The sequence below is a fragment of the Dermabacter vaginalis genome, assembly GCF_001678905.1.
GTDB lineage: Bacteria > Actinomycetota > Actinomycetes > Actinomycetales > Dermabacteraceae > Dermabacter > Dermabacter vaginalis.
The window spans coordinates 1,348,510-1,362,324 of sequence record NZ_CP012117.1; the positions used below are offsets into that span (position 1 = coordinate 1,348,510).

A 13,815-nucleotide genomic window follows, 5' to 3' on the forward strand; every position below is an offset into this window, starting at 1 on the left:
GCCTACCTCACCTCGGCGATTGTGGGCCCCTGACCGAGCGGATCCGCGTCGTCCGGAAGCGGTGAAGCATTCCCCTCACCGGGAACCTTCAGTTCGAGAACCTCACGGGGGGCCTTCGCCATGGAGCCACGCACGACAACGATCGAGCGAATGATGTCTTCGACCTCTTCGCGCACCGTACCGGTTTGAAGCGCTGCTCCGGAGATCACGGCGCGCAGAAACCAACGGGGCCCGTCAATGCCAACGAACCGCATGGGCCTGTGAGCGCGCGCGTTCGATCCCTTAATGGCGAGCGGAATGCGCGCGTAGAGTTCGGTGCCAAACGCCCCTTCACGTGTTTCCGTCGTGCCGCCTTGCGACGCGACTGATTCGCGCAGCGACTTGCGGATGTCATCCCATAGCCCTTCGCTCTTCGGCGCAGCGAAGGCGTTGATCTGAATTTGCGACTCACCGTACGTGAGAGTGAGGCCCGTGACGGCCCTCGAGCGTTTTTCTACCTCGACGGCGATGCTCATGCCTTCGTGTGCGGGAATCTGAATCGATCCGAAATCGAGACGTTCGGTATCGGGGGCATCCTTGATATCGAAGGGGCCCTTGACTTCCTCTTCCTCCGGTGAAGGAGTGTGCGCGAGCGGCGCGCTGTCAGTAGCGGAAGCTTTCTTTTTCGAGCGTCCAAAAAGTCCCATGTTTACCCCTCGTGTCCTTCGCCATTGGTCGTGGAAGAAAAACCGCCGCTTGAACCGAAACCAGCTTCGCCGCGCGCTGCCGGGTCGAGAGAGTCGACCTCCACAATCGTGGGGCGCAGGATCGGCACGATCACGATCTGAGCGATGCGATCACCACGCGCAATGTGCAGAGTTTCGGTTGTGTCGGTGTTGAGCAGCGCAACCTTAAGTTCACCCCGGTAGCCCTCGTCTACCACTCCCGGTCCGTTCACGATCGTGATGCCGTGCTTTGCGGCGAGTCCGGAGCGTGGGCACACGAGCCCGACGGTGGCCGGCGGAAGAGCGATCCTGACTCCCGTGGGAATGAGGGCTCGCTCACCGGGGGCGAGGTCAAAGTCAATGGCGCTCGTGAGGTCGAGTCCTGCGTCGTCAGCGTGCGCACGCGAGAGCGCAAGCTCGGGCGCCTCGCACACCGTTGGCAATTCGACGGGGCGCGGGGCGCCGGCGGACGGCGTGGGCGCGGTGGCGTTTTCACTCATGGGCTCAGCCTATCGCCGCTTGAGCTCTTCGTGCGGATACTTGCACGGTTGCGCCCCTCGTGTGTGGGGGATCTTGCGCGAGTGCGGGCGCGGCTCGAAGTGCTGTGTGAGACGATGGCAGCTATGTCTTCCCTGTTTCAGGAGCGCCTGCACCCGGGTCCCTTCGTCACACTCATTGCCGTTATCTTCGGTGTGCTGCTCGGGGCAATCCTCATGCCTCTTAGCGAAATCGTCAGCATCGTGACCGCGCTCGCCCTCGGAATCCTTTTTCCCGTTCTCCTTTTCGCGGCATCCCCGGTCGTCGAGGTTCGCGAAGATGTGGTCGCCGCGGGACCGGCACGGATTGAGGTGGATGTCCTCGGCGAGCCGCGAATCCTTGCGAAGTCCGATTTCGCCAAGATCCTCGGACCCGATATTCGCCCGCTGGATTTTCGTGTGGTGCGAGGGTGGATTTCGACCGGCGTTGAGGTGCCGATCCTCGACCCTGAAGATCCGACCCCCGCTCTCGTTCTCTCGCTTCGGCGCCCCGAGGATTTTGCTCTCGCACTCAAGGCGGCAAAGACAAAGCGGGTGCGCGAGGACGATTCCTCGCACACCCGCTAAGGGTCGGGCGCGTCAGTCGCCCGAGCACTCCTTGCAGATAATGAGCTTTCCTTCAACGTGGTCAATTTGGCTGCGATGCTTCACGAGGAAGCACGAACCGCACGTGAACTCGTCGACTTGGCGAGGCAAAACGGTGACCGACAGTTCCTCATTGGAGAGGTCGGCGCCGGGGAGCTCGAACCCCTCCGCGGCTTCGGCCTCGTCCTCATCGACGGAAGGTGAGGCGTTGTCGTTCCGGCGCCCCTTGAGTTCTTCAATCGAGTCTTCGCTCGAGTCGTCGTCCTTCTTGAATGGGGCGTCGTAATCGGTAGCCATGGTTCTCTTTCACGGGGATCTGGGGCGCTGGGGTCCGCGCCCGGTGCGGTGTTCAGCAACGGCGGGAATTCTCGCAGTTTGCCTCGGACTTTGCAAGCTGTGCGAAGAAACTACCAGAGTTCGATACCTCGCGCCCGCATAACCCGCACGGGGGGTGGACGAGTGTTCCTCGAAGACTGTCCCGCCGTGTCAGCAGCGTTTTTCGAGTCTCGCGTTTTAGTATTGGCAGCACGCGAGACCTCGATAGAGAAAGAAGGCCGTTAATGCGCGAGCTCACACTCGGCGGGTTGCACGAGAACTCCGATCACCTCATTTTGCTCGACGCTGAGGGCGAGCGATACACGGTGCGCATTGATGAAGCCCTGCGTGCAGCGGTACGCCGCGATGCGTCGTCCGTTGGACTCATCCAGCAAAATCACTCGTCGGCTCTCAAACCCAAGGACATCCAGGCGATGCTGAGGGGCGGATCGACCGTGGAGTCGATCGCGGAACTCGCGGGGATGGAAGTTGAGCACGTGAAGCGCTACGAGGGGCCCGTTCGTGCCGAACGTGACCACACTGCGCGCCGCGCACAAGACTTCCGCACCTCGAAGGGCGGGACCGAGAAGCTCATTGACGTCGTGGAGCCTCGCCTGCGCGCACGCGGGGTTGACGAGGATCTCGAGTGGGATGCGTGGCGCCGCAGTGACGGCACGTGGACCCTCCAGCTCACCTTCGTCGCCGGTGGCCGTTCGCGCGTCGCCACGTGGCAGGCAGATCTTCCTAATCGCGTCGTGACGGCCGAGGATAACGAAGCACGCTGGCTTTCCGACTCCGAGACCCAACGCGAGGATTCTCCCGCGCGCACGCGCTTCAAAACGCAGCGAGCAAATGTGTTCAACATCGAGGAGAGTACGGCTAATCCCTCGAGCGAGCCGCCTGCCGCCTCCTCGCCAATCTCGGAACGAGAGCTCGACGAACTCAACGCACGCCGTGGGACGCCGGTTTCTGCTTCGGCACCCGTAGAAACCGTTCCGGAGCCCTCGGCGGTGCAAGCTGAAACTCCGGCTCCGGCCTCGCCGTGGCAGAGCCTCGAAGAATACGAGCCTGAGGCACGCGACAACAACGAGAGCACCGAAGAAGAGGCGCTCGCGGCTCCGGGGGAAGAGCGCCCTGCTCCCGTGCGGATTGTCCCGATCAGCGCCCACCATCACAACCGCGAGGTTCGCGCCGATACCTTTGATACCGAAGAGGTCTCCTACATCGACGGCCCGGACGATCTGAGCGAAGCGCCCGACCCCGCTCACGATCCGTCAGCCTCTGAGGACGACACCCACGAGGGCACCTCGACCGACGCGGATATCGCCGCGAAAGAGGACCTCGAGGAATCCGCGCCCGCCAACGAGGGAGAAGACTCACCGGCAGCGGGCGAGGCTGAAGACGAGAACCTCACGCCTCTGCCCGGCTTTGACGCGGAGCCGAAAAAGCCTCAAAAGAAGACGAAGCGCCAGCGTGCGTCCATCCCGTCGTGGGATGACATCGTGTTCGGCCACAAAGATTGATCGCAGCGAGGCCGCTGCCTTCTACACCGTGAACTGAAGAAACGGCACCACGAGTTCAGCATCGCTGAGCGAACCGTGAACTCCTCGTTGCGTGAGGGAGGCTGCGGTGACGAAGCCCGTATGGGTGAACTGGTGGCGACCTCGAGCGAAGATGAGCGCGTCACCGAGCCGCTGCGCAACGATTGCTCGCTCCGACCCGCGCGCCTCTCCCAGAAGCCCGCTCGAAAGCATCTGGTCGGTATCGAGAACGTCCCCCCGCTCCCCTACCCACGACCGAAGCTCGGCGAGGGGCGGGTGGCCGTCGGCATCCCCGAACCGGACCATGAGTGCGCGCCCCTCACCCGCGACGGCACTGCATCGTGAGAGCATGCCGGGGGCGTGTGCGAGGTCCATGATCTGCTCAAAATCGGCTTCGACCATGCCGTGATCCGCGGTGATGCTTACGCGCGTGCCTTCAGGGACGGAACGCATGAGTGTGTCAAGAAACCTGTCGGTGTCTTCAAGAGCGTCTAGCCACGCGGTCGAGCCAGGACCGTAGCGATGACCCGCTTTGTCGATATCCGGGACATGGAGGTAGCACGCGCCACCGGCACCGACGTGAGAGAGTGCCTTTCGCACGGCGCCAATTCTCCCGCCGGGCGAGGAGTAGCCGAAAAAATCCCAGCGTTCAGCGGGTTGAAGCATGCCCGTGAGGAAGCTATTGCGGTAGCGCGCCGGCCCCACGTGCGCGACGCAGCGCTCAGAGCCCTCGGCGTATCCGCGGGCGCGTATCCACTCGCGAGGGTCAAGGTTCTTTGCTCCCCTGAGGTTGTTCACGCGAGTGCCGTTCGACGTGAGCCCTTCGTAACCGAGAATCCCGTGCGCGAGTGGTGACACTCCCGTAAAGAGGGAGGCGAGCACGCTGGTCGTGGTGGCCGGCGCGATGGTCGTTTCTCGCTCGAGAGAGTTCGCGTGCGTGCGAAAAAACCGTGTGTGGCCTCGATAGCGTTCGAGGTCCTCAAGGCCCAGGCCATCGACGAGGATCAGGAGGTCGCGGCCGCTGCGCGCCTCGAGCGCGTCGCGCCATCGTCGCACGAGGCGTGGTTCGCCCTCGCGCCAATCAACGGGATCGGTCACTGCGTTGCGTCGTAAAGGGAATCGAAGAATGCGAGCGCGTCGGCGATGGCCTGTTCGCCGTCGGCGATGGCGCTCACCCGCAAAACGAGGTCCGCTTCGCGGCTCTCACCCGTATATCCGTGATCGGCGCTGCACTGCGGGTCGTCGCACCAGGCAGGTTGCACATCGAGTCGTCGGGTCGCACCCCAGTTCAGGCCGAGTGTCACTTCCGCCTCACGCGGCGCGATTGCGGCGCCATCGGCGTCGTACGCTTGCGCAAGCGCAAGATTGCCCACGCGCGCGAGCTTGACGCGTTCGGTGGAGACGATCACCTGGGTGGGGTTGAGCGCGTCCGCGCTTTCGTCGTCGAGGTGCACGATGACCAGGTGCTCGTCGGTGAGCACGAGAATCGTGAGGTGGCGGCGTACTTCCGGCCCATCGAAGGTTGTCTCGGGTCGCACCAGGTAGCTGCGAATTCGGCTTTCGCGCACGGCGCGCTCGAGGGCTGCGCGGGCCGTGTCGGGGAAATACCCGGCAAGCTCGAGTTCCGTGAGGAGTGTCGGTGGAAGGCTCATGGCTCCAGTGTAGTGAGGTCCGGTGAAGGGCCGTGAGGCGGTCCGACGGTTGCCTCGCATCCGCCGATCTCGAGCCCTTTGGCGTGCACCCGCACGGGATTCAACGTGAGTGAGGTGAGAGAGTCAAGGTGCAAGAATGCAGCGGCGAGCGTGTCGAGTGCCTCGACGAGCCGGGCGCGGCCTTCGCAGTCGCGTGGGACGTGAGCGTCGAGAACAGGCGCCGCCTCGAGCTCCTCGAGCATGGCTTCCGCCGTTCCCTGCCGGAGTGGAAGGCGCGCATAGGAAGCGTCGGCGAATACTTCATAGGCAATTCCGGTGAGGGCGAGTGTGAACACTGGGCCGAGGGCATCGTCGCGTTCGAAGCGAAGGCGAAGCTCGCATTCGCTCTCGCGGGTGCGGCGGGAATCGTTGAAGGGAAGGCCGAGTGCGCCGAGGAGAGCCCCTTGCGCGGGCGTGGGGGAAAGCGCGGCGCGAGCGTGCTCGAGCTGGGTCTCGGTGAGGGCGCGAGTAGCCGGTACCGGGCGGGGTCTCCGAACACGCGAGTGTGCGGCGCGCAGGGAGGTCGCGAGTGCTTCGCTCGCGCGTGAGGCGGTCGCGAAGACCGGCGGGAGGCTCGGATCCTCGCGTAATGCTGACCGCAAAACACGTACGCGGGGTTCATCACTCACGACGACCATGAGGACCTGAACGGCAGAGCCTGACGCGAGGGTTGAAAGCGCCTGGGCAAGGTGTACGAGATCCACCCGTTGTGTGTCGAGGATCGCGGCGATCACACAGTCGACGCCGCCCGGGGCGGCCATCGCGGTGAAGGCGCGCGAGACGAAACGATCATCGCCGACGATCGGCACACGGAAATTCTCGCGTCGAACGTCGAGCCCCGCCTCGTGGGCGGCCGCCCTCAACGTGGCGCCTAGCGCACTCGAATTGGACAGAAGGCCCACTCGAGTGCCGTGAGCACGACCCTCGCGAGAAAGGAGAGCAAGGGTATCGAGCAGGTGGTCGACGCTCTTGGTACGAAGCGCACCGGCGCGATCCAAAATCTGGTTGATGGCGCGATCAGGAAGAGGTGAGGCCTCACGCGCGGTGTCGGCGGGGCCACGTTCCGGCTCGTTGGGCGGGCGAACAATGAGAACGGGGACTCGTGCCGAAAGAGTCTCAATGTGGGACACGAGTCTCGCCGGATCACCGAGGGATTCGAGAGAGAGCGCGACGAATTCGATGTCCTCGTCGCTGTGCCAACGCTCCAGTGCGCTCGTGAGGGAGAGATCCGCGCGATTACCTGCGGAGAGGAACTCCTTCACGCGAAGGCCGCGCGAGTCAGCTCCTGCGAGAATCATGGCACTGAGGGCCGTCGACTGACCGGCCAGTGCGATCGTTCCCCGCTCGGACGTGCGCGGGGCGAGCGAAACGTTGAGAGGGTTCTCCCCCGTGCGGAAGAAGCCGAGCGAGGAGGGGCCAAGAATGCGAATGCCGTGTGCACGCGCAGCGGAAACGAGCGCTTCCTGCGCGGCGAGCCCCTCCTCGCCCGCGTCCGCGAAGCCCGCACTCACCACGACTACGGCTTTCACGCCGCGCTCCGCGAGAGCTTCGAGCGCCGAGATACACCGATCGGGGCGAAGGGCGAGGACCGCGAGGTCCACGGGACCGGGGACATCGGCGATGCTTCCGAAGCTTTTAAGACCATTGATTTCATAGGCCTCGGGGTTCACGGGGAAGATCGCACCGCTAAAGCCACTCGCGATGAGCCCGCGAATGATCTGGGCTCCCACCTGGTCCCGGCGACGGCTCGCCCCCACGACCATGATCGATGCCGCGTCGAACAACAGCGCCATGGATGCGGCCTCAGCTCGACGCACACGCTCGCGCTGCGCCGCGAGGGTGGCGGGCGTCGGAACTGTGCTCCAGGAAAGGGCCACGGCCCCTTCCTCGATTTTTCCTCGCTCAAGCTCGACGCCCGTGCGCTCAAGAACGCGGAACATCGCATCGTTATCGGCGAGCACATCCGCCGTGAACGTTTCAATACCCACCGAACGGGCGATAGCCGCCAGGCGTTCGATGAGGATGGTGCCGATTCCCTGCCCATGCAGACGATCCGAAACGACGCACGCGATGTCGGCAACACTCGGCGCTGTGCGGGTCAGGCGCGAAACCCCCACGATGGCCCCGCCCCTCAACGCCACGAGGGCGATGCGGTCACGGGCGTCAACGCGTGAGAGACGCTTGAGCTCCTCACGCGAGAGAGTGCGCTTCGAGGTGAAGAAGCGTTGATACCGCGTGCGCTGTGAGAGGCCCGAGTAAAAAGCCTCGAGTGCCCGGGAATCCGAGGCTGCGAGGGGGCGCACGAGAACGCCCATGCCGTTTGCCGCGCACTCGTACGAGGACCACCACTCGGGGTAGTGACCATCGTGTGCGCGCCCTTTTGCGCCTCGCCGTCCTCGTGCCATGTGACGATTCTACGTTCGCCACCTCCCCCGTATATGGGATTGACGCTGGCACAATGGTGCGCATGGCCTCACGTACATCCACGCCCGCACCGGAGCCGATTAAAGAAAACATCGTCGACATCGACGTCACGAGCGAGATGGAGACGTCCTTCCTTGAGTACGCGTATTCGGTGATCTACTCCCGCGCGCTCCCCGATGCGCGCGACGGGCTCAAACCGGTCCAGCGCAGGATTCTCTACACGATGGACAACATGGGGCTCCGCCCAGACAAGGGGCACGTGAAGAGCCAACGCGTCGTTGGCGATGTCATGGGCAAACTCCATCCCCACGGTGACTCCGCGATTTATGACGCCCTCGTGCGTCTCGCCCAAGACTTCAACATGCGCCTGCCTCTCGTCGACGGCCACGGCAACTTTGGCTCGCTCGACAACGGGCCCGCGGCGGCACGCTACACCGAGGCGCGCATGGCGAAGGCCGCGCTTCTGATGACGGCCTCCCTCGACGAAGACGTCGTCGACATGGTGCCGAACTACGACAACCAGCTTCTCCAGCCGGAAGTTCTTCCTGTCCAGTACCCAAACCTGCTCGTCAACGGCGCCTCGGGTATCGCGGTGGGCATGGCCACCAACATGGCTCCCCACAACCTCGTAGAGGTCATCGCGGCAGCGCGGCACCTCCTCGATCACCCCGAGGCCACGCTCGAAGATCTCATGCGCTTCGTTCCTGGCCCGGACCTCCCAAGCGGCGGGCGCATCGTGGGGCTCGGGGGCATTCGCGATGCCTACGAGACCGGACGCGGTACCTTCAAGATTCGCGCAACCACGAAGGTCGAAAACGTCACGAGTCGCAAAAAAGCGATCGTCGTGACCGAACTTCCCTATCAGGTTGGCCCCGAGAAAATCGCGGAGAAACTTCGCGACGCCGTTCAGGCGAAGAAAGTCCAGGGCATTAGCGACTACCAGGATCTCTCCGACCGCAAGCACGGAATGCGGCTCGTGCTCACGCTCAAGAGCGGTTTCAACCCGGAGGCCGTTCTTCAGCAACTGTATAAGCACACGCCCATGGAGGATTCTTTCGGCATCAACAATGTCGCGCTCGTGAACGGGCAGCCCCGCACCCTCGGGCTCAAGCCGCTCCTTCGCGTGTTCCTCGACCACCGCATCGACGTTGTTCGTCGCCGCACCGAGTTCCGTCTTGGTAAGCGCCGAGACCGCCTCCACCTCGTTAAGGGCCTCCTCATCGCGATCGTCGACATTGACGAAGTTATTCAGATCATTCGCTCCTCCGACACCGTCGAGAGCGCACGCGAGCGTCTCATGACGGTCTTTGACCTCTCGAGTGCCCAGGCTGAGTACATTCTTGAGCTGCGCCTTCGCCGCCTCACCAAGTTCTCGCGCCTCGAGCTTGAGGCGGAGCGAGACGAACTCGAGCGCGACATCGCCGAACTTCTCGAAATCCTTTCCGAAGAGTCCGCACTGCACCGCGTCGTCAGCGCCGAATTGCAGCAAGTCGCAGAGGAACACGGCACGGCGCGCCGCACGATCCTCCTTGAGGCCGATGCCGCAAAGGCCAAAGCCACCCCCGCGAGTCTCGAGATCGAGGACTCACCGTGCGACGTCCTCCTCTCCGGGACAGGCCTCGTGGCCCGCGTCCCCCAACGCACGCCCCTTGGCGCCGACGCCCACACACGCTCCCAGCACGACGTGATTCTCGCGCGCGTCAGCACGACGACGCGCTCGGTCATCGGGGCCGTTACCGACCTCGGCCGGCTCCACCACGTCGACGTCGTGGACCTCCCCGCGCTCGCTCCCTCGGCGGGCTCGTCTTCCATCGCGGGTGGCACGCGTCTCGCCGACCTCCTCTCTCTCGAGAAGGACGAGAAAGTCGTGGGCCTCGTGCGCCTCGAACTTCCCGAGGGCGAAACCGATAGAGGCGGCATCGCGCTCGGTACCGCGAACGGCGTCGTCAAGCGTGTCAACAGAGACTTCCCTAAGTCGGACGGTTTCGACATCGTGACGCTCAAGGGCGGCGACCGCGTCGTGGGCGTCGTCGACATGCTCGACGATGCCGACATGGATCTGGCCTTTATCACCTCTCACGCGCATCTCTTGCACTTCCCCGCCTCGGGTGTACGCGCCCAGGGCCGTGGAGGTTCCGGCGTGGCAGGCATCAAGCTCGGCGAGGGCGATAGGGTCATTGGCTTTGGTGCTTTCGATGTCACGAAGCCCGGCGAGGTCGTGACCGTCGCCGGTTCGTCGAGTGCGCTCGACGGTGTGCAATCGGGCTCCCTCAAGGTCTCCGCCGCATCGGAATACCCCGCAAAAGGACGCGCGACGGGCGGTGTTCGCTGTCATCGCTTCCTGCGCGGGGAAGACACGCTTATCTCCGCGTGGATCGTCAATGCGCCCGCACTCGCCTGTTCCGATGCCGGCGCACCGATCGACCTCCCCTCCCCGATCGCACGGCGAGACGGCTCCGGTTCGCCTCTCACGCTTCCCATCGCGGCGGTTGGTTCACTCTCATGACGGCCCCCATGCACCTCCCCGAGGGAGTCTCGCTACACGAGCGCGAAGGCGCCCGAGTGCTGAAGGCTCACACCCCCGCATGCGAACTCGAGATTTCTCTTTCGGGCGCACACGTGACGAGTTGGATACCCAAAGGGCACAGCGAGACCATGTGGCTTTCCCCGCTCGCCACCTTCACCCCCTCCTCTCATATCCGCGGCGGAGTACCCCTCATTGGCCCGTGGTTCGGCCACGGTCGCTCAGGCAACGAAGAGCCACAACACGGCTGGTTCAGGCGGGCACAATGGGCACTCACAAGCCTTCATGTCGATCCGAACGGAGTCGTGACCGCAGCTTTCGACCTTGAGGAGCGACGCCACTACCCCGGTTTCGAGATCGGCGCGGCTCGCCTCCACGTGCGGGCGAGCGCGACCCTCGAACTGAGCCTCACCGTGACCGCTGGCGAACTGCCCCTCGAACTCGAAGCGGCATTCCACACGTATTTTCTTGTGCATGACGTACGCGAGGCTCGCCTCGAAGGGCTCGCGGGTGTGCCCTTTACGGATGCGGCGCGGGGTCGCGCGGCAGGCGTCGGAACCGAAAACCAGACCTTCGCCGCACACACGGACCTCGTGTTCGAGGCGGCTCCACCGCTCGTTCTTGCTGATCCCCGCGCTAATCGGCGCATCGAAATCGCACAGAGCGGGGCGAACCGCACGGTCGTGTGGACGCCGTGGCGCGAAGACGTCGCCTCCACGGCGGACATTCCCGATGAGGAGTGGACCCGCTTCGTGTGTGTTGAAACCGCAGTCAGCGAAGGCGGTGCGGTGCCTCTTGCCCCCGGTGAAGCGCACACGCTCACGGCGCACTACAGCCTCACGCACGGCTGACGCATTCGCTCTTCTTGAGGCAGGCCCCTACGCGTCGATCCTCTCGACGTCGAGCTCTTCGGCTCCCTCGACGATGAACTGCTTGCGCGGCGCTACTTCGGACCCCATGAGCAGCTCGAACACGCGGTCCGCCGACTCGGCATCCTGAATGGTCACTCGGCGAAGCAAACGCTGTGAAGGGTCCATGGTCGTGTCCGCGAGCTGATCGGCGTCCATCTCGCCAAGACCCTTATAGCGCTGGATCGGCTCCTTATAACGTTTCTTTGAACGCTCGAGCTTCTTCAGAAGCTGATGCAGTTCCTTCTCCGAATACGTGTACACGAACTCGTTCTTCTTCGCTCCACCGTGGATGATTTCCACCCGGTGCAGCGGCGGTACGGCGGCATAGATACGCCCCTCTTCGATGAGTGGACGCATATAGCGGTGAAAAAGCGTGAGCAAAAGCGTACGGATATGGGCTCCGTCAACATCGGCGTCGGTCATCATGACGATCTTGCCGTAGCGCGCCTGCTCGATATCGAACGTGCGTCCCGATCCGGCGCCGATCACCTGGATGATGTTCGCGCATTCGGCGTTCTTCAGCATGTCCGTGATCGAGGCTTTTTGGACGTTGAGGATTTTTCCGCGGATCGGCAAGAGCGCCTGGAACTCCGAATCGCGGGCACTCTTTGCCGTGCCGAGCGCTGAGTCGCCCTCGACGATGAAAAGCTCGGAGCGGTCGATCCCCGTGTGGCGACAATCCGCAAGTTTCGTAGGCATCGTCGAGGATTCGAGCGCGTTCTTACGACGCGAAACCTCCTTGTGCATGCGGGCGGCGACACGTGCACGCATCTCGCTCACGACCTTGTCGACGACGAGCGCGGCCTGCTCTTTTTCACCCTTTTTGGTCGAGCTGAGGAAGGCGCCGAGTTCGCGCTCGACGACCTTGGCGACGATCTGCCGGGCGGCGGGGGTGCCGAGCACCTCTTTCGTCTGGCCCTCGAACTGCGGTTCATCAACGCGTACGGTCACGACGGCAGTAAGGCCAGCAAGCGTGTCGTCCTTCTCGATCTTGTCCTTCTTCGAGTTGAACTTCACCCGGCGCGACTGCGCCTCGACCGCCTTGCGGATAACCTTCGCGAGAGCCTGCTCGAAGCCTGCGACGTGCGTTCCGCCCTTCGGCGTCGAAACAATGTTCACGAAGCTACGCACGGTCGTGTCGTAGTCCGCGCCCCAGCGCAGGGCGATATCAACCTCGCATGTACGCTCGACGTCCTTGGAGACCATGCGCCCGCTCTTATCGAGAACGGGAACGGTCTCGGTGTACTCCCCCGAGCCGCTCAAACGGATCACGTCGGTGATCTTCTGATCCTTCGCCAGATACTCGACGAACTCCGAAATACCGCCTTCGTAGTGGAAGACGGTGCGTTCACTTTGCTCGGGGGTGCGTTCCTCGCGCTTGTCAAGCAGCACAATCTTGAGCCCCGGGACGAGGAACGCGGTCTGGCGTGCGCGACGTTGGATCTCATCGAGAACCACGTGCGCACCCTTGATAAAGATCTGAGGGTCCACCCAGTAGCGCACGCGTGTACCCGTGACGCCCCGCTTGACCTTGCCTATCTCACGCAGCTCGCCGGCTCCCGTGAACTGCGTAAACGGCGCGTTGGGATCCGGGGCGTCGGCATCGTCGAACGTGCCCGGGATACCGCGCTGGAAGCTCATCGCATACGTTTTCCCGCCGCGATCAACTTCGACATCCATGCGAGAGGAAAGGGCGTTGACGACGGAGGCGCCAACGCCGTGAAGGCCGCCCGAGTTAGAGTACGAGCCGCCGCCGAATTTTCCACCGGCGTGGAGCTTCGTGTAGACGACTTCAACGCCCGTGAGGCCGGTGCGCGGTTCCTTATCGATCGGCACGCCGCGCGCCTTGTCGCGCACTTCGATCGAGCCGTCGGGGTGGAGGATCACCGTGATCTCGTCGCCGAAACCGCCGAGGGCCTCATCAACCGCGTTATCGAGGATCTCCCACAGGCAGTGCATGAGGCCGCGCGAATCGGTCGAGCCGATGTACATACCTGGGCGTTTACGGACGGCTTCGAGCCCTTCGAGAACCTGGAGGTTCGCTGCGTCGTAGGCAGCCGTTTGGGAGTTTGTCTTTTGTGCCACGCCCCGATTTTAGGCGGGAGAACTCCCCTTTCGGTGGATTTGAGATTCCGACGATTGCCCCGCGTTAGGCGTGCCACAGGTGATTGCGCTGCGAGCGAACCACGGTGGGCACTGCTCGCTTCACGCGCGCGTAACGGCCACAATGGGGGCATGGAAACGATGCTAGAAGAACGCACTTTGACCGCGCACGATCGCTGCGATCGCTGTGGCGCGCAGGCTTACGTGAAGTTCGAACTCGAGGTGGGCGGCGAGCTTCTCTTTTGCGCCCACCACGCACGTGCCAACGCCGCGGCCCTCGAGGGGATCGCGACCCGAGTCGTCGATGAGACCGAGCGCCTGACTTCCGCGCAGTAGCGCGGGTGAGCTACGGGGAGCGCCCGTAGCTCCTTACAGCACGAAAAAGTGGCCGCGCCCTCCGGGGCGCGGCCACTTTATGCTCACCTCAAAGCGAGTGCTGCTCGCGTCCACGTGGAGGGACGCGAGCAGCGCTTAGATAACC

Annotated in this window: 12 protein-coding genes; 5 read left to right on the forward strand and 7 right to left on the reverse strand. The window is 63.6% G+C overall.

The window, feature by feature from the left end; genetic code table 11:
• Positions 1-2 precede the first annotated feature (2 nt).
• Positions 3-686 carry a DUF3710 domain-containing protein gene (locus DAD186_RS05865; protein WP_065247897.1) on the reverse strand — a complete coding sequence of 228 codons (684 nt, stop codon included), beginning with the start codon at positions 684-686 and terminating at the stop codon, positions 3-5.
• A gap of 2 nt (positions 687-688) precedes the next feature.
• Entirely contained in the window at positions 689-1,204 is a 516-nt protein-coding gene (gene dut, locus DAD186_RS05870) for a dUTP diphosphatase (protein WP_082991107.1), read from the reverse strand.
• Positions 1,205-1,327: 123 nt separating this feature from the next.
• On the opposite strand from dut, the gene DAD186_RS05875 reads away from it, so the two are divergent.
• Positions 1,328-1,807, forward strand: a complete 480-nt coding sequence (locus tag DAD186_RS05875; RefSeq protein ID WP_167550764.1) for a DUF3093 domain-containing protein — start codon at positions 1,328-1,330, stop codon at positions 1,805-1,807.
• 12 nt (positions 1,808-1,819) lie between these two features.
• Here DAD186_RS05875 and DAD186_RS05880 read toward each other — a convergent pair whose 3' ends face one another.
• Positions 1,820-2,122, reverse strand: coding sequence for a DUF4193 domain-containing protein (locus DAD186_RS05880; protein WP_055088108.1), 303 nt, complete (start codon positions 2,120-2,122; stop codon positions 1,820-1,822).
• A 263-nt stretch (positions 2,123-2,385) separates the two neighbouring features.
• On the opposite strand from DAD186_RS05880, the gene sepH reads away from it, so the two are divergent.
• Positions 2,386-3,663: a septation protein SepH gene (gene sepH / locus DAD186_RS05885; protein ID WP_065247898.1), complete on the forward strand. Its 1,278-nt coding sequence runs from the start codon at positions 2,386-2,388 to the stop codon at positions 3,661-3,663.
• 21 nt (positions 3,664-3,684) lie between these two features.
• Here sepH and DAD186_RS05890 read toward each other — a convergent pair whose 3' ends face one another.
• Genes DAD186_RS05890 through DAD186_RS05900 form a run of 3 tightly spaced genes read right to left on the reverse strand, consistent with a single transcriptional unit; the run spans position 3,685 to position 7,777 of the window.
• A complete protein-coding gene (locus tag DAD186_RS05890) occupies positions 3,685-4,779 on the reverse strand; it encodes an alkaline phosphatase family protein (protein ID WP_065247899.1) in 1,095 nt (364 codons plus the stop codon).
• Complete coding sequence (locus DAD186_RS05895; protein WP_065247900.1) at positions 4,776-5,333, reverse strand: DUF5998 family protein; 558 nt, start codon at positions 5,331-5,333, stop codon at positions 4,776-4,778. Before DAD186_RS05895 ends, DAD186_RS05890 begins: the two co-directional genes overlap by 4 nt.
• Positions 5,330-7,777 (reverse strand): GNAT family N-acetyltransferase, encoded by a 2,448-nt coding sequence (locus DAD186_RS05900; RefSeq protein ID WP_065247901.1) that lies wholly within the window; start codon positions 7,775-7,777, stop codon positions 5,330-5,332. Before DAD186_RS05900 ends, DAD186_RS05895 begins: the two co-directional genes overlap by 4 nt.
• A 62-nt stretch (positions 7,778-7,839) precedes the next feature.
• On the opposite strand from DAD186_RS05900, the gene DAD186_RS05905 reads away from it, so the two are divergent.
• Complete coding sequence (locus DAD186_RS05905) at positions 7,840-10,302, forward strand: DNA gyrase/topoisomerase IV subunit A (RefSeq protein WP_208854248.1); 2,463 nt, start codon at positions 7,840-7,842, stop codon at positions 10,300-10,302.
• On the forward strand, positions 10,299-11,171 hold the full coding sequence (locus tag DAD186_RS05910; RefSeq protein WP_065247902.1) for a D-hexose-6-phosphate mutarotase: 873 nt from the start codon (positions 10,299-10,301) through the stop codon (positions 11,169-11,171). The genes DAD186_RS05905 and DAD186_RS05910 overlap by 4 nt, the downstream gene beginning before the upstream one ends.
• A gap of 27 nt (positions 11,172-11,198) precedes the next feature.
• On the opposite strand, the gene DAD186_RS05915 is transcribed toward DAD186_RS05910, so the two are convergent.
• A complete protein-coding gene (locus tag DAD186_RS05915) occupies positions 11,199-13,316 on the reverse strand; it encodes a DNA gyrase/topoisomerase IV subunit B (protein WP_065247903.1) in 2,118 nt (705 codons plus the stop codon).
• 150 nt (positions 13,317-13,466) lie between these two features.
• Here DAD186_RS05915 and DAD186_RS05920 point away from each other — a divergent pair, with 150 nt between their 5' ends.
• Positions 13,467-13,670 carry a DUF7455 domain-containing protein gene (locus tag DAD186_RS05920; protein ID WP_065247904.1) on the forward strand — a complete coding sequence of 68 codons (204 nt, stop codon included), beginning with the start codon at positions 13,467-13,469 and terminating at the stop codon, positions 13,668-13,670.
• Positions 13,671-13,815 lie beyond the last annotated feature (145 nt).